The organism is Acetobacter indonesiensis, from assembly GCF_000963945.1.
Lineage (GTDB): Bacteria > Pseudomonadota > Alphaproteobacteria > Acetobacterales > Acetobacteraceae > Acetobacter > Acetobacter indonesiensis.
This window is the reverse complement of record NZ_BAMW01000024.1, coordinates 17,406-37,123: the sequence shown is the minus strand read 5'-3', so window position 1 is coordinate 37,123 and position 19,718 is coordinate 17,406. Positions and strand designations below refer to the sequence as shown.

17 protein-coding genes and 1 pseudogene are annotated in these 19,718 nt (G+C 51.4%); 2 read left to right on the top strand and 16 right to left on the bottom strand.

Annotated features, from left to right (window positions below; all coding sequences use genetic code 11):
* Positions 1-23: 23 nt before the first annotated feature.
* The 10 genes and pseudogenes from ssb to Abin_RS07615 form a co-directional block, all read right to left on the bottom strand.
* Positions 24-419 carry a single-stranded DNA-binding protein gene (gene ssb, locus Abin_RS07660; RefSeq protein WP_048845767.1) on the bottom strand — a complete coding sequence of 132 codons (396 nt, stop codon included), beginning with the start codon at positions 417-419 and terminating at the stop codon, positions 24-26.
* A 265-nt stretch (positions 420-684) separates the two neighbouring features.
* The gene (locus Abin_RS07655) at positions 685-1,074 is read right to left on the bottom strand and encodes a hypothetical protein (protein WP_052948192.1); all 390 of its coding nucleotides are present in this window, start codon (positions 1,072-1,074) and stop codon (positions 685-687) included.
* A gap of 43 nt (positions 1,075-1,117) precedes the next feature.
* Entirely contained in the window at positions 1,118-1,492 is a 375-nt protein-coding gene (locus tag Abin_RS15825; protein ID WP_231551665.1) for a hypothetical protein, read from the bottom strand.
* Between the two features lie 11 nt (positions 1,493-1,503).
* Complete coding sequence (locus tag Abin_RS07645) at positions 1,504-2,409, bottom strand: ArdC family protein (RefSeq protein WP_048845766.1); 906 nt, start codon at positions 2,407-2,409, stop codon at positions 1,504-1,506.
* A 22-nt stretch (positions 2,410-2,431) separates the two neighbouring features.
* Positions 2,432-2,593: a hypothetical protein gene (locus tag Abin_RS07640; protein ID WP_158319902.1), complete on the bottom strand. Its 162-nt coding sequence runs from the start codon at positions 2,591-2,593 to the stop codon at positions 2,432-2,434.
* A gap of 336 nt (positions 2,594-2,929) precedes the next feature.
* Positions 2,930-3,301 (bottom strand): hypothetical protein, encoded by a 372-nt coding sequence (locus Abin_RS07635; protein ID WP_048845765.1) that lies wholly within the window; start codon positions 3,299-3,301, stop codon positions 2,930-2,932.
* 47 nt (positions 3,302-3,348) lie between these two features.
* Positions 3,349-3,669: a hypothetical protein gene (locus Abin_RS15820; RefSeq protein WP_258027420.1), complete on the bottom strand. Its 321-nt coding sequence runs from the start codon at positions 3,667-3,669 to the stop codon at positions 3,349-3,351.
* A 97-nt stretch (positions 3,670-3,766) separates the two neighbouring features.
* Entirely contained in the window at positions 3,767-4,168 is a 402-nt protein-coding gene (locus Abin_RS07625) for a DUF6876 family protein (protein WP_035379820.1), read from the bottom strand.
* Between the two features lie 308 nt (positions 4,169-4,476).
* On the bottom strand, positions 4,477-6,381 hold the full coding sequence (locus Abin_RS07620) for a ParB N-terminal domain-containing protein (protein ID WP_048845764.1): 1,905 nt from the start codon (positions 6,379-6,381) through the stop codon (positions 4,477-4,479).
* 187 nt (positions 6,382-6,568) lie between these two features.
* Positions 6,569-11,695: pseudogene (locus Abin_RS07615) on the bottom strand (DEAD/DEAH box helicase family protein).
* A gap of 59 nt (positions 11,696-11,754) precedes the next feature.
* Between Abin_RS07615 and Abin_RS07610 the strand changes: the two are divergent.
* Positions 11,755-11,964, top strand: a complete 210-nt coding sequence (locus Abin_RS07610; RefSeq protein WP_146867674.1) for a hypothetical protein — start codon at positions 11,755-11,757, stop codon at positions 11,962-11,964.
* Between the two features lie 110 nt (positions 11,965-12,074).
* Here Abin_RS07610 and Abin_RS07605 read toward each other — a convergent pair whose 3' ends face one another.
* From Abin_RS07605 to Abin_RS07580, 6 genes are all read right to left on the bottom strand, one after another.
* Complete coding sequence (locus tag Abin_RS07605; protein WP_048845763.1) at positions 12,075-12,941, bottom strand: ParB/RepB/Spo0J family partition protein; 867 nt, start codon at positions 12,939-12,941, stop codon at positions 12,075-12,077.
* A gap of 4 nt (positions 12,942-12,945) precedes the next feature.
* Positions 12,946-13,989, bottom strand: coding sequence for an Aca2/YdiL-like domain-containing protein (locus Abin_RS07600; protein WP_048845762.1), 1,044 nt, complete (start codon positions 13,987-13,989; stop codon positions 12,946-12,948).
* A gap of 208 nt (positions 13,990-14,197) precedes the next feature.
* On the bottom strand, positions 14,198-15,121 hold the full coding sequence (locus tag Abin_RS07595) for a replication protein RepA (RefSeq protein WP_048845761.1): 924 nt from the start codon (positions 15,119-15,121) through the stop codon (positions 14,198-14,200).
* A gap of 376 nt (positions 15,122-15,497) precedes the next feature.
* Positions 15,498-17,006 carry a tyrosine-type recombinase/integrase gene (locus Abin_RS07590; protein WP_048845760.1) on the bottom strand — a complete coding sequence of 503 codons (1,509 nt, stop codon included), beginning with the start codon at positions 17,004-17,006 and terminating at the stop codon, positions 15,498-15,500.
* A gap of 6 nt (positions 17,007-17,012) precedes the next feature.
* Positions 17,013-17,363, bottom strand: a complete 351-nt coding sequence (locus Abin_RS07585) for a hypothetical protein (protein ID WP_048845759.1) — start codon at positions 17,361-17,363, stop codon at positions 17,013-17,015.
* An 845-nt stretch (positions 17,364-18,208) separates the two neighbouring features.
* Entirely contained in the window at positions 18,209-18,529 is a 321-nt protein-coding gene (locus tag Abin_RS07580) for a hypothetical protein (protein ID WP_048845756.1), read from the bottom strand.
* A gap of 320 nt (positions 18,530-18,849) precedes the next feature.
* Here Abin_RS07580 and Abin_RS07575 point away from each other — a divergent pair, with 320 nt between their 5' ends.
* A complete protein-coding gene (locus Abin_RS07575; protein WP_048845755.1) occupies positions 18,850-19,665 on the top strand; it encodes a hypothetical protein in 816 nt (271 codons plus the stop codon).
* Positions 19,666-19,718: the final 53 nt, after the last annotated feature.

Genomic DNA, 19,718 nt, shown 5'->3' with positions numbered 1-19,718 from the left:
TTTGCTGTTTTAATTTCTGGATTTCAGTTTTTGCGAACCCGTGGTTTTTTGGCCTTCCGCCTGGTTGGTTTGCTCAGTTCAAGAATTGTGATGTCGCAACCAGACCCATCAATGACGATCTCGGTTCGCACCCACTGAGCTGGCCCTTCACTGACGAGTGTGGCGCGTAGGCGTCCTTCAACCAGAACCTGCGTGCCCTTTCGGCATTTGCGCATCGTCATGTCGGCAAGGCGTTGGTCGAGACAGACAATCTGATGCCATTCTCTCATTTGTTTCCGCTTGCCCTGAGACTGATCTGACCAGATCTCTGAGGTCGCCAAAGGGAATGAAACCCGGCTTCCCCCATTTTCCTGATCTTCTCGTAAGGGATCCTTGCCGAGGTTTCCCACGAGGATGACGCGATTGACGGTTCCGCGCATGACAGATTTTCTTTCTGTTTTTCCCGGATCTTGAGACGGCCCGCTGCCGCATCATCTTTCCGGGTGCGGTCCTTAAGAAGCGGCCATAGGCGGCGGGGTCAGGCCCTCGGGACGGCAGTGGTGCGGAAGCCGCTTGCGGCTTCACGGTGCCGTCACGACCGAAGGCTTGGGGCTTGACCACGACGACGGCCGCTTCACACCGCACAGACCCGGAAAGATGTGCGGCAGTGTGTTGTCTTTTCTTTCTTTCTTCTTTTTCTTTATTTTAACTTCGTATCTCTTTCCCTTTTCTCTCGGATATTCTGTAGAATTTTCCGATATCGGGAAGGTTGGGATAAGAGTTCTCATCACCAAATTGCCGCGCGCTACTGACCAACCAGTGAGTGGCCAATATCATGCGTTTTCCTGTAGCAAGGTTACGAAGTTGAGCACGGTCTGACCGGCCGCTAACAAACACACTCTGCCATTTCCCAGTCTGAGGATCTCGACGGGCAGCATGATACTGGCCGTTCAAAAATGCTTCGACGATCCATGGCTCACGCGGACCGATAAAATCGCCAAGTGGCATGTGATAAATTGCACCAAGGGCTATGGTTCCGACGCGCAACGGATTGTCTCCCCCCTGAAAAGGTGACGTGTAATATTGTCTATTCATGATCAGTTTTTTCCCGTGCGTGGGTATTTTGAGCGATCAGTAATCAGTTTTTATTGCACTGTTCGCGCTCAATACTGTCTGGATCGAAGTAGTCCGGCCTTCGTTGGAGTTCCTGCTTCTCGAACTGATCGGCAAAGAGTGGAACTGCCTTTTCCAACCGTCGGCGCAGGTTGCGACGACGTGCTGCCGCTTTGCGTGTGCCACTCCAGCGTTTGGGTGGGTCGAGCAAAGGAGACCAGCTGTGTGACCACCCCGAACCAGGGCGGACACGTGGTGCATAGTGAGAGATGATCTCTCGCTCTACACTCCGGTCTAGTATGGTGCAGAGCCATAAACTCTTGCCGTCCGGCAATGTGTCACTTGTTGGAGGGGGCATCGTATTCGGGTTAGCCCAGAATACGGACACGAGTGCCCGCATCCCTCGTCCCATTAGGCCGCCATCTGTGAAAGTTCTGCGGGTAACCGTGGAGCCTTACTCTGGAAACCAAGTATGTATTCCGCTGCCTGTGTCGCGAGACGAGCTGCTGCAAAAACGGCACGCTTGTCTTCCTTCAACAGGGCAATCCAACTCCCAATGTAGTCAGCGTGTCGGACTGTCGGCGAGATGTTCAGGTCGGAAAGAACGAAGGCCGCCGTAAGCTCAGCCACGATCTCTTCTGCCATGTATTTGTGAGAACCGAACCGACCTGACAGGTCTCGGTCCAGACGGCTTTTATGGCCACTCCAGTGCGCGGTTTCGTGGAAAGCCGTGCGATACCAGTTGATCTGCTCAAAATAAGCAGTCTGTGGGGGAAGCCGGATGTAGTCTGGATCTGGGGCATAAAATGCCTTGTCACCACCAATTCGAATATCCGCACCTGTGGCCTGCAGCAAAGCTTCTGCATGAGGGACGATTTCGCGCTCCGGTAACGATGCGACCGATCCTGTCATGTCTTCGGGCAGGTTTTCGCACTGATCAATGTTGAAAACCGTATAGCGCTTCAGAAACCGAACGGCACGCTCTTCTTCATCAGCCTCATTTCCACCGGGCACGTAGCTGTCAGCATAAAAAACGGTTGTGCCTTTTTCACCTTTCCTTACACTCCCACCAACTGTTCGTGCCTGGTTAAACGTCAGCCATCTCTGAGAGGTAAAACCGCACATCTGCACGGTTCCCCACAACAGGAGCACGTTGATACCGCTATATCGGCGACCTGTGGTGACGTTGAGTGGAAGTGACGGGCCTGAAGCGGTATTAGACCAAGGCTGCACCCATGGGGCTACTCCGTTTTCTAACTGCTCCACGATGCGGTTGGTCACATCCTGATAGAGATCAATACGTTCATGTTTGGTCATGATCTATTCCTCTCCTTAGACGTTAACCCAAGCCGGCAAAGGTCATGCTGTGGGGCAGTATGAATGCTGGTCCGCAAATCAGGATGATAAGTGTCAGCCCCAGAAGAATTGTCCCAGCAAGGAAACCTGCGAGTTCCAGATAATCGCGTGCTGTTGTGGGAAGAGGGAGTTTCGTATCGCGCATCGTCGGTGTCCTTTTTCTTTTGGATACCTTCGCGCGACCGGAGCGCCGTGGCGGGGGCAAGAGCGGTGCGCCAGCACCGGGATCGGAGCCACGCACAGGCCGCGCAGCGGCCGAGCATGGCGAGAACCCACCTCTTGCCCCCGACGCGACGCTCTGGTGCTCGTTCTTTGTTGTTTTTGTTTTTCTCTTTCTTTTTTTTTGATTTAATTTTTGTCTACACGATGAAACAGGACGTGACGTGCCTCATCCTTCGTGTTAGAAAACACGTCTTCTTCAACATGAAAATTCTGAACATGTGCCCATATTGGACACACTTGAATCACGTGAGATGATCCCTTACGCAGTAAAGCGGCTTACTGGTGCGCCACTCAGAATTGGAATGGCGTGAGGGTGAGGATGTAACGTCATCATAAGGCGTTTATCGTGCCGTCCATCCCACGATAAGCCTTCGCATGGCATCAGCAAACCATTGCGAATAGCCTGACGGTCACGCTGAAAACAGACACGTTCATTACCGCCTTGGGGGCGCTGGCACGGATAGCCAGCTTCCGCACCACAGCCACTACACTCAATGGATAATGCCGGGTCGCCATCCAGCCACTCGATGTGGCAACGCCGACATGTGACCGGTTCATCTGTACAGATCCATCGGGTCGGCTTTGCAGGACGGGGCCAGTGGTTTCCAGAAACGATCCTGTGTTTCAGCATGAGATCATTCTCCTGACAAATTTATGAGAGATGCGGGTGAAAGGGAATCAGGTCTGGGTGCTCTCCTCGACCAATTCGAAATCACTCAGTGTTGTGGCTCCCGTCCAACGATCGAGATGGAGGATCATCTCCTTTCCACCAACATCCCCGGCATAGCCGTGATCGCGTAGAGAGGAGAGCTTCTTGCGGGTTATTTTCGGTATTGCCGTCCGGTCCAAAAAATCAGTGATCGCAGCATTCATATTTTCATACGGACCATGCCAGTTGCGGGCATTGACCGGGAATATTTCCGGGGTGCGTAAAAAAACGGCTCCATCAGGTCGAAGGCAAGTTTCCACAACATATCGACCACATGTCTGTCGTGTCACATCGAGTGTCTTGCACATTTCAAAACGTCCCTATCACCACAGCTATAAAAAAAAGCCGCCCTTCAGGGCGGCCTTACACAAGAGAGCGTCAGCGTTTTCAGTATTCGCTGGGAAGCAGAACAATTCGCCCTATGCCAGGTTCACTGAAAGCGTATAACTTGGCTTCTTTTAGGGGGAAATCCGTATAAGGGATGTCTTGACGATAGAGTTCGACTTCCCCATCCCCTGTCTTATCTCCATCGGTGCAAATAATAACGGCTGTGTGTTTTTCGAGATCAACCTTCAAGGTCCAGAACTGTCGATCTTCCTCGCGCATAGTCGGCAAATGCTGAACGCTTGCCAGTATATCAATCAGCCACGCGGCACCATTTGCTGCGATGTAACGTGCGCCATCAGTCAGAATGAGCCCGCTATGCCACCGGTAATACTTCACTGTTCCTGTAAATCCGGCGAGGGCCTGGGATGTAAGAGCGTGTGTCGGTTCTAATATATCGGACATAAAACTCTCCGTAATCTGGGTTTATTTCCAGAAAATGCATCCTTTTTAAGAGTACACTTTCTGATACCAGAGCGGCCGTCATAGTCTGGAGGCTGAGGCAAACGCGGTGCGAAGCACCGGGATCGGAGCCACGCGCAGACCGCTACGCGGTCGAGCATGGAGAGAACCCACCGTTTGCTTCAGCCTCCAGACTATGGCCCTTCTCTTTCAAATATCCCCTTTTATTTTCTGAACTTTCTGAATGACCTTTCAAATGATCAGAGGATATTACAAATAAGGCGACCCGTAGGGACGGATCGCCTTATTACTCAGACCATAATAACTTCAAGACGTTCAGGCATCGCACGGGCCAGCTCTGTCAGTTCGCTGGGGATGCGTGGATCGTCGGGAATAGTGGCGTGGTGCGAACTGTCATCACCATCAGACAGGCTGTCCTGATCAGTCTGGCCTTCGTCAAGCTCCCCACCCTCCTCACAGTTATCATCCTCTTCACTATCAGTTATGACGTCAGTATCGGCATCACCTTCTTCTTCCTCCATCTGCTCCGCAAAACGTGCCCGAGCTGCCAGCCGCGCAGCCTGATCCTCTATTTTGCTTTTCCACTCTGGAAGACCTGCTGCAAATGTAGCGGGTTCTGGCACCCATCGTTTTTCGCCTAAATGGGCCATCAGCGCTTCGCGCATCGCTTTACCAGTAGGTTTTTCTTCTAGACCTTCAGCCTGAACAGCTTTGGTAATTCCCGGTTTACTGTAACTTTTAAGAAATTCCTCAAAGGCCATTGTGGGCATATACTCGTCCGCACCAAACAACACCCCAAGGATCTGGGCGGGTAGACCGCTACCGCTGTGCTGACTAAGGCCGCAATTCATGAAATTGCTGAGAACACCCAAAGCTGCGTTTCTGAGAAGATCCGGATCACGAACTAACACACCTTCGGGGAAGATGCGGGCGACAGCCAGGTCACGCTCAGTAACACTCCCATAAGGCTCATATGTATCATCACCGTGGACTTTTACATTATTGGCACTAAGGGCCAGAATGAAAGCACCAACCAGATCCCAAGGATCAGCATTTACTCGTGCAGCATCCAGCGCCTGACGCAAAGCCTGTGTCCGAACATCCCCGATAATTTTAAGCCCTGTGCCTGAAATATCAGCGCGCTCTTTAGGTTTTTCGGGGTTTTGGGCAGACGGTAAAGAGAGTGAGCCATTTTCTCTCCCGCGGGAGGACTGTTCTCCTAGTTCGCGAAGCCGTCCTTTTTGAATCTGCAGTGTGCGTGGGTTAACCCAGATCGCCGGGATATCTTCGTCCCATTCCGCTTCCCAGGACCCCACCTTCCGGTATCCGTCTGGCGCAATTCCTTCCCCATATTCGTTGCTCTGGAGGTAAATGGTTCCTTCAGGTTTAGTTTTCTCTGCCCAAATCTGCTGCGCCTTAAACATAGCGGCATATTGGGTGCAGTATCGATTATCTTCTCCACCCTGCCCGAAGAGATCTTCTTCCCAGACGACACCAGCTTCTTTTGCAGTCTCGTCGTCAAACTCGTAGTTGCGAGCATATAATTCGACCTGATCAAGATATCTTACAAATTCCGACCAGTCGAAATGTGTGGCGTCTTCCCTACTCATCTCATAGTCGGCCGAATCTGCTCCTTCGTCAGCGCTTTCCGCCCAGATCTCGGCCCATACATCACGTTGGCGCTCCAGCGGAGTGCGCGCAATTGCGTTCCGGTCAGTATAGGAAGGCCCAATCCCACTATCGATTGCCGCAATAATGGGCGGATGAATTTGGGACAACAGCATCAAGCCACGAAGATAAGCTGGTGTGACCATAAAAGCCCGACAGATTTCCGTATCAGTAGCGCCCTTCTCGCGCATATCCAGCACACCACGCCATTGTTCGGATTGCGTCATATCGGCACGCACGACGTTCTCGGCAACAGCGGCCATCGTATCGCTTTTTTCATCACCAGAACGGACATGCACGTCAATTTCAGGCAATTTCGCCGCAATACTGGCTCGCACCCGCCTGTGACCAGCGACAATCATCAACCGACCATCCTCAAGTTCACGCACACAGGGCGCATGTATCAGGCCCACCGTCTTGATATTCAGCGCAAGCTGATGTTCCGCACGAGGATCTGGCTGGGTCTTACGTGGATTATTCGGGTTTGGTACGAGTGTTCTGGGATCGACGCGGCGAAGTTCCGTCATGATACTCTCCTCACTTTCAGGGTCATGAGGTGTAATTTTCTGACCTCATACCTTCGGCACGGTCGCAGACGCCTACACGGGGCAAGGGCGAGCGTCAGCGCGGCCCCGGAACGGGGCGAACCCTTGCGGCGTGTGGGCGGCCTGTGGCCCGCCCTTCCCTTTTCGGCTTTGTGCTTTTCTTATTTTCTTAAGCCACCTGTTCAATTTTCTCTGCAACCGCAGAAGCAGTATCATCATTTGCTGTGGCCGATTTCAGCGCAGCTTCCTTTTCCTTGCCTTCAGCCGCCAGCGCAGCATCCAATGCGGATAGCTCGGCACATTTCGCCGCGAGATCGTCGGCTTCTGCAAAAGGAAGTCCTTCTCGTGCGCGATAAGCTGGCAGTCGCCGCTGTGCCTCATCCAGACTGCGACGTGTTTCAGCCAGATCGCTGTCCAGACGTAAGGCTGCGTGCTCAATCCGTGAAATCAGTCCCAGAGGCCTGGTCTCACGATCGGTCTCAACCTCGATTTCCCCGGCAGGTGTATCCAGATAGATCGAGGAGACTACTTCTGGTTTTCTCTTATCGGACGTTCTGAACTGCTGTTCATGAGCTTCGCACATCACTTCAAATCCGGCGATCCGACCCATGCTCCACTGCCCGGTCCGGCCTTCCCGTTCAGCGAGCCGCGCCTGCGACAGTATCCATGCCCCAGCTTTTTCACAGCTCTCAACCACCTTGGTGTCACGGTGAAGCGCAAACGCCTCGCCTTTCGTGGTGATACGCTGTGTGAGTGCCGCCTCAATTTTCGGAATCCGTGCCTGCGCTGTCTTGATGTCGCGTTCAGCTCTCTAGATCTGCCGGCGCACATTGAACTGATCATCGAAATGTGCGGCTTGCAAACGCTCAAGACGCGCGATATCGGCTTCCAAGCCAGCCTTTTGTATCAGACGCATGTCGCCTGATGCCAGCGCCTTGGCCATTGCAAACTGGTTGCCTTCACCGCCCACATCCTCAATACGACGGATGGTCCGGTCTCCCGACATTGCAAGGCCGATAAATCGCATCTTCCGTTCAAGGAGCTGCCAGTTGGTGGCGTCCACGGATCCCTGCTGGGCGTATGCGTAAACCTCCACTTCGTCATGCTGATTGCCCTGACGCACAATCCGACCTTCACGTTGCATGATATCCGCCACAAGCCAGGGCACGTCGAGATGATGCAGGGCTTTTAGGCGTTGCTGGGCATTGACCCCTGTTCCCATTGTGGCTGTTGAACCGATCAGGATACGCTTGCGGCCTGCATTGAGATCACCAAACAGTCGTAGCTTGGCTGCCGCCTTGTCGTAATCCTGCATAAAGGCAATCTGCTCGGCTGGGACACCCATGCGGATCAGCTCTGACCTGATCCAGTTATAAGCCGAGAACCCGCGCTTGGTCTGGGAGGCCTGGGTGCCGAGATCGGAGAAGATCATCTGCACCGCCCCCGGTAAATCGTAAGCCCTGCCCGTCTCGGGATTGGTGTAACGATTGGCAGATGTCTCATGCCAGATTTTAAACACCTTCCGGATCATCACATTCAGCTTGGAATGTGGGTCACTATCCGCCCATGGTGCGATAAAGCGCAGATCGATCGCACCATGCCGGGCATCATTCATCACACTCAGAATGATGTCGTCTCCCTTCTGTGGACGACCTGAACGGGCTTCAATCGCGCGCATCCGCTCTGCAAGGGTCTGCTGGAATGCCCTAAAGTCTTCTGTGCTTTCGGCCACCACAATCTGTCTGTTACCGCCCTTAAGTGAGGGCAGCTTGACATAACGGGCCAACTCGTCTGACTGAACGACGTCCGCAAAGTCACGATACATGGCCATAAGATCGGCCACATTGACGAATTCGGTGAAGCGCGTGACCGGTTTGTAGAGACCGTTGGGCTGAAGCTCCAGTTCGGTGCGTGTTTCCCCAAAGTTGGCCGCCCAAGCATCAAATTCATGGAGATTGCGGGCGACAAGAGCATCCAGATCCATATACCGTCCGACATTCCACAATTCGGCAATCGTATTCGTAATCGGCGAACCTGAAGCCATGATCAGTGGACGTGTTGGATCAGTCTTTGCGAGATAACGCGTTTTAACGAAAAGATCCCATGCGCGCTGTGAGCCGTTAGGATCGACACCTCTCAGATCGGACTGATTGGTCGCGTAAGACAGTTTCCGAAAGAGCTGGGCTTCATCCACAAGGATCTGGTCGATGCCCATTTCACCCATATGAAGGAGATCATCCTTCTGGGCGGCTAATCCTTCCAGTTTAGCCTCCATCCCCTCTTTCATGCGTTCAATGCGCTTGCGGGAGATACGGTCATCGCCATCCAGGCCAGACAGAATGGCCTCGTATGACGCAATCTGATCTTCAATCATCCCCCGTTCAAAACCCGCCTCCACTGGAATAAACTTGAAAGCGTCATGGGTGATGATGATCGCATCCCAGTTTTCAGTTGCTGCGCGGGCAATAAAACGCTGACGTTTTGCTTTGACGAAATTTGTCTCGTCTGCCACGAGAATTCTCGCTGTAGGGTAGAGCATGAGATATTCACGCGCCATCTGTGCAAGGCAGTGGCCGGGAACCACGATAACGGCCTTACTGATCAGTCCAAGGCGTTTCTGCTCCATCACGGCAGCCGCCATGGAGAAGGTTTTTCCTGCCCCCACAGCATGGGCCATGTAAGTGCGCCCTGAGGCAATAATCCGCCAGACCACGCGCTTCTGGTGAGCACGAAGTGTAATCGCACTACTTGCGCCAGGGAGACGCAGATGACTGCCATCAAAGGCCCGTGGCACCAGATTGTTGTAAGTCTCGTTATAGAGCTTTACGAGACGATCAGAGCGGTCGGGATCCTGCCACACCCACTTTTCGAACGCGCTTTTAATTGCAGCCAGTTTTGCTTTGGCCGCTTCCGTTTCCTGCGTATTGAGTTCGCGTTGCTCGTTGCCATTTTCGTCGCGCCAATGATCCCAGATTTTGGGAATGGACTGAGAGAGCGCGTCTTCCAACAGTTCCGCTGCATTCCGTCGTTCTGTGCCCCAGACAGATGTTGCTTCAGCGCGAGACAGGAAAGGCGTACGGTTGATACTCCAGCATGCCACTTCAGGGGTATGACGAACGGTTGTTTCAATCCCCATGACCTCTTGTACGAAGTCCTGAATGTCCGTAACGGGCAACCAGGGCGCTCCCAGACGCGCTGTAATTTCAGAGGGTCGCAGATCCGCTGGCTGCACGCCTTCCAGGGCGCTGACATTGCGTGCAAACCGTTGGTCAAGTTGTGTGGCCTCACGTGCCAAAGCCAGCTTGGTCCGCACGGCACCTGAGAGCATCTCATCGGCCGTGACCCAGACGTCCCTGCCCTGTGTGCTACGTTCTGGATCAAGGTAAACACTCTCGCCCAGTTCAACCAACGTATCGGCTTCACTCCGTCCCAGCAGTTCGGCAATGAGAGGCAGATCTACACGACCCGTTTCATGCAAGGACACAGCCAGCGCGTCATGGGCTCCGTGTATTTCAGGCTCTGTCGGTGCATGAATGACACGCTCAGAAAATATCGGCCCCATGCGGCCCGTATCCGTGCGTTCGTCATAGTCCTCAATCGAAGCCACCAACCAAACGTCAGGATCATCCAGAAAGGGCTGCAGGTTCGGACGCCGCTGGGTTTCCCGTGTTTTCCCAGTTTCAGGATTTTCGCGCAGCGTGGTGCGGGTATGATTGATGGGGCCAAATTCACGCACGAAACTCTGGTACGCTGTTTTCAGTGTGCGCTGCTGCGATCCGTAAGGCAGGTTCTGCATCTGAGCCCGCAACACACTTCGTGCGGCATCACGGATGGGCACCAGCCCGCGGATGATCCGAGCATGCTTGGCAAAAATCCCCTCTGCCTGACCTGCTTTGCGGATCGGGACGATCTGGGCCTGTCCCTCGCTAATCTGGTGCAGAACACCCCGTTCTACAAAGTAGCTTCCTTCCTTGAGGTCTGCACCACTTGCCGCGGTTCCAACCGTAACGCCCTCACCTGCTGGCCGGACAATGCGCGCCTCTAGCGGCTGTAGAAAATGAACGTTGGGCGCAATCCGGCTCAGGGCTTGCGGAAGAAGAAGATCTAGTTCTGCTCCGGCGGTGGCAGAGCATGTGTAACCAGGACCAAACTGTGTTGTCGTCCAAATATGACAGCCGAGCACCTGTTCGGGATGGTCAAGGAAATACCGGTTTATGACGAGCGGACCATTTCCCTCGTCTGAGTCTGGGATGTCTGCAGTTTGAACCCAGCTCTCATTTGACGGCACTTCTCCCACTTCTCGTTTGCGGAATGCCAGGATATCGACCACCACATCTGTCCCGGCATCGTCACGCATTGCGCCTTCAGGTAAACGCACAGCGCCAAGCAGGTCAGCGCTCTCGCCGATAATCTGTCGTGCCTTAGTATCCGTTTTGTCCAGTGTGTATCGGGAGGTCACGAACAGGGCGATACCGCCTGGTCGTAAAGCTTCGAGTGAGCGGGCAATGAAGAAGTCATGAAGACTTAGTCCCTGCTTCTCCAAGCCATCACGACCGTGCACCGTGCGATTGCTAAAGGGTGGATTACCAATCGCCAGATCATAGCCCTGTGGGAGCTGGGCTCGCGTGAAATCCTCACTGCGGATCCATTGGTTCGGGTAGAGCTTGCGCGCTATCCGGGCAGAGATTGGATCGTTTTCAATGCCTGTGAAGGCGATCTTGCCTTCCAGTTTCTCAGGTCGTGCGGCTATAAAGACCCCGGTTCCGCAACCCGGTTCAAGCACTGAACCGCCACGAAAACCCATGCGCTGAGCCATATCCCACAGTGAGTGAACAATCAGTTCTGGTGTGTAGTGTGCATATTGTGTGGCGCGCTGCAGGCCAGCCCTTTCAGTCTCCGTCGTAAGCTGTTCTAGTTCTGATGCAAGACTTTCCCATCCCTTGCGCACTTCTTTGCCTGTTGGCGGGAAGAGGTTGTTGGCAAGTTCACCCGCACCAAAACCTGTAAAACGAGCGAGCACGTCCTGCTCTGCCTCAGTGGCATTACGATCCTCGCGCTCAAGTTCACCGAGAAGGGCAATTGCTGCCAGATTACCCTCAGCACGGGCTTTCCATCCGCTCGCAAGACCCCGCAGTCCCTTCAGCCGGAAATCTCGCTGAGGGATACGGAAAGAGTGAGGGGAGGGGAGGCTGACTTCGGGAAGGGGCTGGTCATCGTCTAGAGACCAGAGGGATGCGAGCTCACCGGACAGTACAGTGGTATCAAACAGATTGAGTTGCGAGGCTGACATGGACATGATGGCGCACTCCGTCCAATCGGCATCGCCCGACGCCTTAGAAAGGGTCGGGGGCCTGATTGCATAGGTTTGTCGGGATTAGTGGCAAGGAGCGGGAAGGGGAGCGTCTACTCTCTTCATCCCTTGTACCTTATGCCTTCCTGACAACCGGGCCGGAGTGGGGGGCGCAAGTGCGGTGCGAAGCGCCGGGAGCGGAGCCACGCACAGGCCGCGCAGCGGACGAGCATGGCGAGCACCAACCACTTGCGGCGCACGCTCAGGGCTGGTGAACCTTCTGTCCTTCTGTCCTATGCAACGTTGCATAGGAGTTGAGGTCGAAATCAAAAAAAAGGCTATGCAACGTTGCATAGCCTTGGAGCTATCGGATTATTTCTCTCAGTTAAGCTAGCAACTGGTCAATCATATCACGGGCTTGGCGAAGGTCATTTTTCTCTTCGTCAGACAATGCTACCTTTTTGTCAGCGATTGTAGAGGTTTCTTTGATGAATCTGCGAATGGTTTTAAAAGCTTTAAGCCCTGTTCCTACTTTCTTTGCTGTTGCTTTCTGAGATTGCGCGCTGGACATTTGGCGTATGTCCAGCAATTCAGAGACAGACCCAGAACCAGATATTACACGGTCCATTAAGGCCTGTTGCTTATGAGCATCCTCTTCACGCACTATTTGGACTAATACATTAATAGGAATGGCATTCGCAGATGCATAATCTAAAAAATCACTAGGGAGATCAAGAACCCGCAGTGTGCGGTTTACTCTGGATTGACTCAATCCTAACTGTCTTGCTGTTTCACTTTGTGACCAGTGATTTAGGTCCATAATGCTACGCAGACCGCGCGCTTCCTCAACTGCAGACAAATCAGTTCGCAGTAAGTTCTCAACCAAGCTGGCTGCTCTGTAATTTCCATCATATTCTATTGCTGGGAGCGTCTCCCAACCAAGGCTAACAGCAGCTCGCCACCGCCTTTCACCTGCCACAATAATCCATTTTGCAGAGCCTTCTGCTGCCTCTCTAACAAGAATAGGCTGTAGAATTCCTTGCTCTGTAAGAGACGATGCTAACGCTTCAATTTCTTCCGAATTGAAATTTTTACGAGGCTGTTCCGGATCAGGAAGCAATTCTGTAAGCTGGACCTCAAAGCTATGATTAAATTTTCCTTTGCCGAGAAAAGGAGTTGCAAAAGAGGTAGTTACCCCCTTCTGCGATTCAAGAAATGCAGAGGGACTTCTCTTTTTGAAAGTTCTAGCCATGGGCTTATTCCTCTGTCTGATTTAGGTCCAAAACATCGGTTGCAAGCACAGGCTGCTTTCCCGTGCCAATCGCTTCAGCGAGCCGCACGTAGGGACGGACGGCAGGGTTCAGAGGTGTTAGCTCCACAGATATTTTACCTTCCCAGGCAGCATTACTGAAAGCTGTACTACTTGGAACAGGCTCCAGAACATCAGCCTTTCCTGTGAGAGACGAAATTAGGTGTTCAATTATTCCCACATCAACATATTGATTTGACGAATATTGTGTCGGAATTACTCCACCAATTCTGAGACGTGGGTTTGATCGGCGATTTACTTTGGAAATAGTGTCTAAAATCAGGTTTACCCCCATCACGTCATAGGGCTCAGTACGAACTGGAATGAAAACCTGATTTGCTGCTGTTAATGCCATCCAGGTCAGAAAGCCAAGGTGGGGCGGGCTATCAATAATAATGTAGTCAAAATCATTCTGAACCCCTTGAATGGCCTCACGTAGCAGACCTTCTGTTCCAGGTTCCCTGCGAACATCTACTTCAGCCAAATCAATATGACTTGGTATAAAAGAAAACGGTAGAATTCGTCCGTTTTCAAGTTCTGCTGATTTATCAAGTATGACGTCTGAAAATGAAGCCCCCTTTAGTAAGGCCGCATCCAGTGTTCTACCATTGCGATAAAGCTGAACTAAAGCATCGCCTACGAGAGCTGAAGTTGCGCTTGCTTGTGGATCAGCATCTATTAACAATACGCGATAGTTTAGACGACTTAAAGCATAAGCAATGTTTAATGCACTTGTTGTTTTACCAACTCCACCTTTTTGGTTGGCAAAGACAATTACCTGCAATGGCTGAGGTCTGCGTTCGACAAGCTGCTCTAGTTCGTTAGATACCTCAGAGGGAATAGGCTGACGCCCGTTTTCCCAGCGTGAGACTGTGTGTCTATCATAGTTTCTAGAAAGTCTTTCGTTCAGCAAAGTTTTTAACTCGGCCTGTGAGAGACCTAAGCTCAGCCTAACTTTTTTTAGAGTATTACCCGCATTATTTTCCGTCATAACCACTCACCTGTCAGAAATTACAGTGAGTGTTGATCTATCAACACCCCCCTGTCAACACTCAACATCAACAGGAAGGTACTGGACTATACTCACGGACCATTTTTTTGTGAGTAATCAATTGGATTAAATGGAAATTATTTTTTTGCGTAAAATTTCTCGTCCATCAAAAGTGAACCGTGAGAAAAGTCCAATTGAGTGAAATTTTTTAGAGCAAGCGTCGGCTGCGCTCTTTAACGGGTGCAGGCGAAGGAAACAGAGTTAGCCCTTGGCGGTCATCTATAGTTACAATGGCCTCAGGGTAAACAGACAAAGCAAGATTCAGAGAAGGAATAATATCGCGTCTAAAAAAACGAAGTTCTCGATAATCTGGACCGAATTGACTCTTAAGGGCTGCCCAAGTCACTTTTATAGGCATTGTAAGAACGTGGAGGCGATAAGCAAGCCAAATATAGAGGTCTATAGCCATTGACCTACCTGAAATTTGGCGAATTGCCACTTCACGCAGAGGTAGTGGATGCTGAATGAGACTATTATAGAAAGACTCATCTAGCGTTACTACTTCTAACCACAAAGACTGCTGTTCTGAGTTTGTCGGATCGAGTGGGAATATAGCGTCTCGGACAAATGCTCCATTGCTGACATACTGGTTTCCAGCATCAGTTCTGAAAAAAGTTAAGCGGCATCGGCTAATTCTTCGACTCTGTTCCCTCACTAAATTGTAAGTTTTTCCTCCAATTGATAGATTCATTGCAGAAAGCCAGGCATTCATAGATGCGCCTAGCTCAATCTGCCTGCTCTTGTTTCTTACAGCCTGTGTCTGAAGATATAGCAGTATTAGTCGTGCTACTGAGCCATAAGGAATACCAACTGGCTCTTTATTCGCATCAAGGCCGCTCTCAATAAGTAATTTTACTGGCCCACCATCGCGCTCCCACACGGCAGTTTTAGGTTTTTTGTGTGGAAGAGCTGCCATTGCGAAGCCTGCGTGCGCTATCCCGATAGCCTGTTGTTCATCACACAGCACTTCGTGTGCGGCATCGACGCAAGCACGGGAGTTCTTGTCGATGTTTTGTAATCGACGGGCCTCTTCAAGGCCATGTTGCAATAAGAGGTGATGAACATCTGCCATTAGCCCAACCCTGACGTAGCAAAGGGGCGTTGGTCAAGTTGGACTTTACTCACACCAGTTTTCCCCGTGTTTGGGTTGGACATTACTCACGGCCTTTGGACTATACTCACGAAGCGAATTGAAGATTATTAGATATATATTATTTGCTGTGTGAGTAGGGTCCAGTGGATTAAGTAGATTCGCGTGAGAAAAGTCCATTTCTGTTGTGAGTAAAGTCCAACCCACTGTGTAGTTTTATCCTAGATAATTTAGTTGGACGCTTTCCATATCGATCAGCCGTGAGTAAAGTCCAATCGACTTCCGACTCTATGCAACGTTGCATAGATTGGCTCTAATTTCCTGTAATGCAAATTAATGTTATAATTGTGCAATTAATCTAAAAGCGCGTCTTTCCTGGGTGTTTGCTTAAGGCTTGATCTTCTTCGACATATGCTTCAAGAACTCGGTAATCGCGATGACGGGAAAATCGTTTGAGCGCGATCAGGTCAATGCCGTCCTGAGCGCCTGTTGTGATGGCACCACGACGTAGACTGTGCCCACTAAAATCGCCTTCAATTCCGGCTGCCTGACATCGACGTTTGATAATTGTGGCTATCGAAAAGTCCGAAAGACTTTCCTTACCGATTTTAGGATCGGGAGCAGTCTCATTCATTTTCGCCTTTGCAGGCAGCCAAATTCTTGGGAAAGCGGCAGTCGTCTCGTTTGTGCTCTCTATCTTTGTATCGCTTGGCGTGTTGCTTCGTGGTGTCAATTTTGACTGTCGTATCCACGTCTCCCAGGCACGAACTGGACAATGTATAGTTATCCCACGGGGTATAACTATTGAGGTACCCTGATGCTTCTTATCCCCCTTAGAGTGGGGTAGGGTGATACGCATGCAGTCTTCATCAAGCGTGACGTGTTCGAGCTGGATCCCTGCCAGTTCAGAGCGACGAAGCGCTCCCCCATAGCCAAGAAGCAAAATGGCGCGGTCACGTGTATCCACCAGCGATGTCATAGGGATCTTATCAACGACTTCGCAGAGCATTTCCCAAGTCAAACCTTTTACCCGACGTTGTGGCGTCTTGCTTGGTGAGCGATGAATTCCGGCCAGCATCTCAGAGACGAGGGCGTGTGTCGTAGGTATGGGTAGATGTGCCACATGATGAAGATAGCGCAACGCAGCCCTATAGAGTTCAATAGTTGCTGGCTTTCGTCCGCGCAAAGCCAAGTCCGCGAGATAGGTTGCAACATCTTCACTCCGCGCAGGCAGGGCAGGGAGATCATGACGTTCAGCAAATGCACACCAGCCACGGATGGCCGAGCGGTAGGCCCGGCGGGTGTTAGCGGCCTTACCGATATGAACGAATGTGCCTACGGCTGCCTGTGATGTCTCCAGTTGGCCGTCATGTTTGGGAACTTCAGCTTCGGCCAAAGCCGAAAACCAGCGGACAACATTAGCTGGAGCTTGTCCGATAGGTGCAGGTGTCGGGATAGAATTGACCTTGTCCTTGCTCGGAAGGAAAGATGGTCTTTCTTTTTGGTCCGACGAAACAAGCGACGCGACAAACGCTAAGCGTTGTCGATCGATCTCAAGAGCTACTTCGAGATGGTAGCCGCTGGGGAGGGAGGAAAGCGCCCCCTCAAGAAGTTTACGCGCACTGGCTGTGTGTTCGGCGCAGTAGGGCAATTCAGTATCGGGCAGAGCAGACCCATCTGGAAGCATGCTGCCGGCGATAAAGACTGGAAGGGGCGGGGAGAAGCGGGCTGTCGAGAGAATGGGACGGAGAACGTCGATCGTAATGACAGATTGAGCCAAACGCTGCCTAGTGAGGCGGTCTACCTGTTCGAGAACACGCGAGCGTAGAACAGGCCAGGATCCGGTCAGGTGTAGAGCATCCAGCATTGCTCGTTATCCTTTTCCCGAAAAACCCGCATAGTCAGACCCATCAGCAATATCCTGACACAGTCGCTGCACCGCGACCAGCGCATCCGCCGCATCACGAGGTCCATCGAGCCAACCGGCCTGAGAATTGAGAGAGATCAAGGACCAGATTTGATATGTAGCGCCTATCTCAAGATTGAGACCGACCATTTCTAGCCCGTCTTTCACCATGGCGGCCGTGACAAATTCTTCTTCAGAAGCGGACGCAAGTTCTTCTGAGTATGCTGCATTTGCTACGGCTTCGGCGACAAGGGCTTTAAGCGCGGGGTGAAGGGACGCTGGAAAGTTAGCCTCGGTCGTCAGGTTGTCACTTCTCATCAAAAGCCTCCTTAACGGGAACATCCGTCATTGCTTCCCTCGCCGGCATGCACGCCTAAGGAGAGAATTACCCAAGCACCTAGAACAAGCTTAGCAATTGTCCAAAGCACTAGCGCCGACGCTGATGTCTTTGGTAAAAAATCAGGAACAACAAATGTTATTGCTAGAAATGTCATAATAGCTACGGCTGCATAAACACACTTTATAATGGGCATCCGGGTTATCTTCACGACTAAAGTTTCAGTCATCTTTTTCACCTTTTTCAACCAATCAAACCAATCAATGTCAGCTTGATAGCGTGTACCGCTGTCAATATCGCTGACTGCCTCGCAAGGCCACGAATGGCCCATTCATCGACAATAGATCCACTTGTTACTATCACTGGTAACGCCGCCAGACATGACGCTGAATATATAATGATTTCCTTGCGACTAAATGTCGCTCCGTTTGAATAGATCTTCGTTTCAGACAGCCATGCCTTAAGACTACTTCGGGTTGTCTGGTTGTCGGCCATCGTTATCCCCACTTCAGTTGTGCGAGGGCGCCTTGATGATCTGCTGGCGTCCAGGTCGCTATAAGGGAGTCGAACGCGCCGAAATGGTAGCCGAGCGCGAACGCGGCTATGCCGAGTACCATGCTTACGATCAACGTTCCCATTGTGGGGCTGTCCTGCCGTATCGTTTGCTTGTCAGGCATTTGCTTAGGCCTTCGGCAAAACATATTCTGTTGTGCCTATGGTTCTTCCGCCCTCACCGTCCGGCAACTCGCGAACTTTCACGGTATGGCGAGGCTTATCCTTCAAGCGAAATGAACCTGAGAACCGATCTTGGCCCAGCACACAAGGCTCAAGGCTCAAGGCTGGTAATATTTTCGATAAGTCTGCGCGGCTCCGATGCGATCAACGCAAGCTGCTCCAATGCTTGATCTCTCTCGCCAGAGAACCATATGAGAAGCGCCTCAAGGAACTGCCCAATCTCCAGATGCCCTGGCGCGTTCCCTTCAAGGTCTTCAAGAAGCGTCTCGCTCCGAATGTCGATCTGTGTGCCGCTGATTGCCCTAATCAGCGACAAAGTTCGGCAAGTCCACATATTCGAATTCGCCACGAGAGCGATCCGCAAGTTGGTGTAATCGAGCGTATCGTTCGGGGTCGTCTGGTTATCATTCATTGCGTAACTCCATCACCACGCGTTTATGACACTCAGAGTTGGGGTAAAATCATGCGACCGAAAACAGGGCAGGCGGAAGTAGAAAACAGACATCTCTATTGGTCCTAGGTGTGCCTGAGCCTACAAGATCAGGGTGCCTTAAAAATCAGCAACCTCTATTGAACGGTAACAATGAGGGGAAAGCAGAAAGCCGGCATCCCTGCCAGCAAAGTGTAAAATAACTATCGTTGGCTCCCGACCGGACAGCTACTACGTCATGCCTGTCAACCAGATGACCACTAATGTCCCGGCATGCGTCGCTCAACTCACGGAGGCCCCATATGAACCGAACAAAGAATCATACGGCATTATTTTTATTGCGGCATAAAGGTTTAGTTAGCGCTTTTTTGGTGTTTCCAACCCTCATTGCATCCGGCTGGATGTTGGCACACATTGACATAAACCCCCTTCCTGAGATGCCAATATACGACAAATTCTTTTTTCTGACTTTCACTCCTTGTCTTTTGTACTGGTTCTGTTTTCATACCAGCCAGAAGCAGCCCGAAAAGGTTCGAGCATTCTGCTACGCATATGCGTTTCCTCTGGTGGTCATGTCTGCTTTGCTAATCACGGCCGAGCTACTAGGTTCATCACAGGCATCAACCTCAAAGAGGTTAATCGGCTACGCGGCTAAATTTCAAGAATTCGCGTTGGAACCTATACCTGAATTTTACGGACTTTCGGCCACTTTAGGTAGCCTGCTCCTGCTTGAGATGGTGGTAAAGGTTTTGACTGTCATCTTTGGAATACCAGCGAAATCATGGCTTACTACGAAAGTCAATGAGATACCAAAATGGTATAAAAGGCTAGTTTTTGTTGGGCTTCTTAGAGGAATAGGAATTAATCCTCCTTACCGTTCATACCTATACTACATAGTTGGCACATGCGTATTTCTTGCAGCGAAGGCGTATGTTGCCTTTGCAGGAGGCCTGACGGCCATTAGCTTAGTCCTGTTAATGTTCCCTCATACGGTATCGACGTTTCGAATTTCAAATTTCTTTGAGCTTTGGAGCACTTCGGTCATGATACTAGCTGTCGGTGGCACCGGTGCGGCTATAGAAATGGCTTGGGATGCATCTGAAGATCTTATCCCTTAAACAGAATAATGAAGACACCTGAGAGCTAGTCTACGATTCCGCAGGGCGGACGT

Excerpts from the sequence above, each read along its gene's own strand:
- ssb (WP_048845767.1), bottom strand. The coding sequence starts at position 419 with ATGCGCGGAACCGTCAATCGCGTCATCCTCGTGGGAAACCTCGGCAAG.
- Abin_RS07655 (WP_052948192.1), bottom strand. The coding sequence starts at position 1,074 with ATGAATAGACAATATTACACGTCACCTTTTCAGGGGGGAGACAATCCG.
- Abin_RS15825 (WP_231551665.1), bottom strand. The coding sequence starts at position 1,492 with ATGCGGGCACTCGTGTCCGTATTCTGGGCTAACCCGAATACGATGCCC.
- Abin_RS07645 (WP_048845766.1), bottom strand. The coding sequence starts at position 2,409 with ATGACCAAACATGAACGTATTGATCTCTATCAGGATGTGACCAACCGC.
- Abin_RS07640 (WP_158319902.1), bottom strand. The coding sequence starts at position 2,593 with ATGCGCGATACGAAACTCCCTCTTCCCACAACAGCACGCGATTATCTG.
- Abin_RS07635 (WP_048845765.1), bottom strand. The coding sequence starts at position 3,301 with ATGCTGAAACACAGGATCGTTTCTGGAAACCACTGGCCCCGTCCTGCA.
- Abin_RS07625 (WP_035379820.1), bottom strand. The coding sequence starts at position 4,168 with ATGTCCGATATATTAGAACCGACACACGCTCTTACATCCCAGGCCCTC.
- Abin_RS07620 (WP_048845764.1), bottom strand. The coding sequence starts at position 6,381 with ATGACGGAACTTCGCCGCGTCGATCCCAGAACACTCGTACCAAACCCG.
- Abin_RS07605 (WP_048845763.1), bottom strand. The coding sequence starts at position 12,941 with ATGGCTAGAACTTTCAAAAAGAGAAGTCCCTCTGCATTTCTTGAATCG.
- Abin_RS07600 (WP_048845762.1), bottom strand. The coding sequence starts at position 13,989 with ATGACGGAAAATAATGCGGGTAATACTCTAAAAAAAGTTAGGCTGAGC.
- Abin_RS07595 (WP_048845761.1), bottom strand. The coding sequence starts at position 15,121 with ATGGCAGATGTTCATCACCTCTTATTGCAACATGGCCTTGAAGAGGCC.
- Abin_RS07590 (WP_048845760.1), bottom strand. The coding sequence starts at position 17,006 with ATGCTGGATGCTCTACACCTGACCGGATCCTGGCCTGTTCTACGCTCG.
- Abin_RS07585 (WP_048845759.1), bottom strand. The coding sequence starts at position 17,363 with ATGAGAAGTGACAACCTGACGACCGAGGCTAACTTTCCAGCGTCCCTT.
- Abin_RS07580 (WP_048845756.1), bottom strand. The coding sequence starts at position 18,529 with ATGAATGATAACCAGACGACCCCGAACGATACGCTCGATTACACCAAC.
- Abin_RS07575 (WP_048845755.1), top strand. The coding sequence starts at position 18,850 with ATGAACCGAACAAAGAATCATACGGCATTATTTTTATTGCGGCATAAA.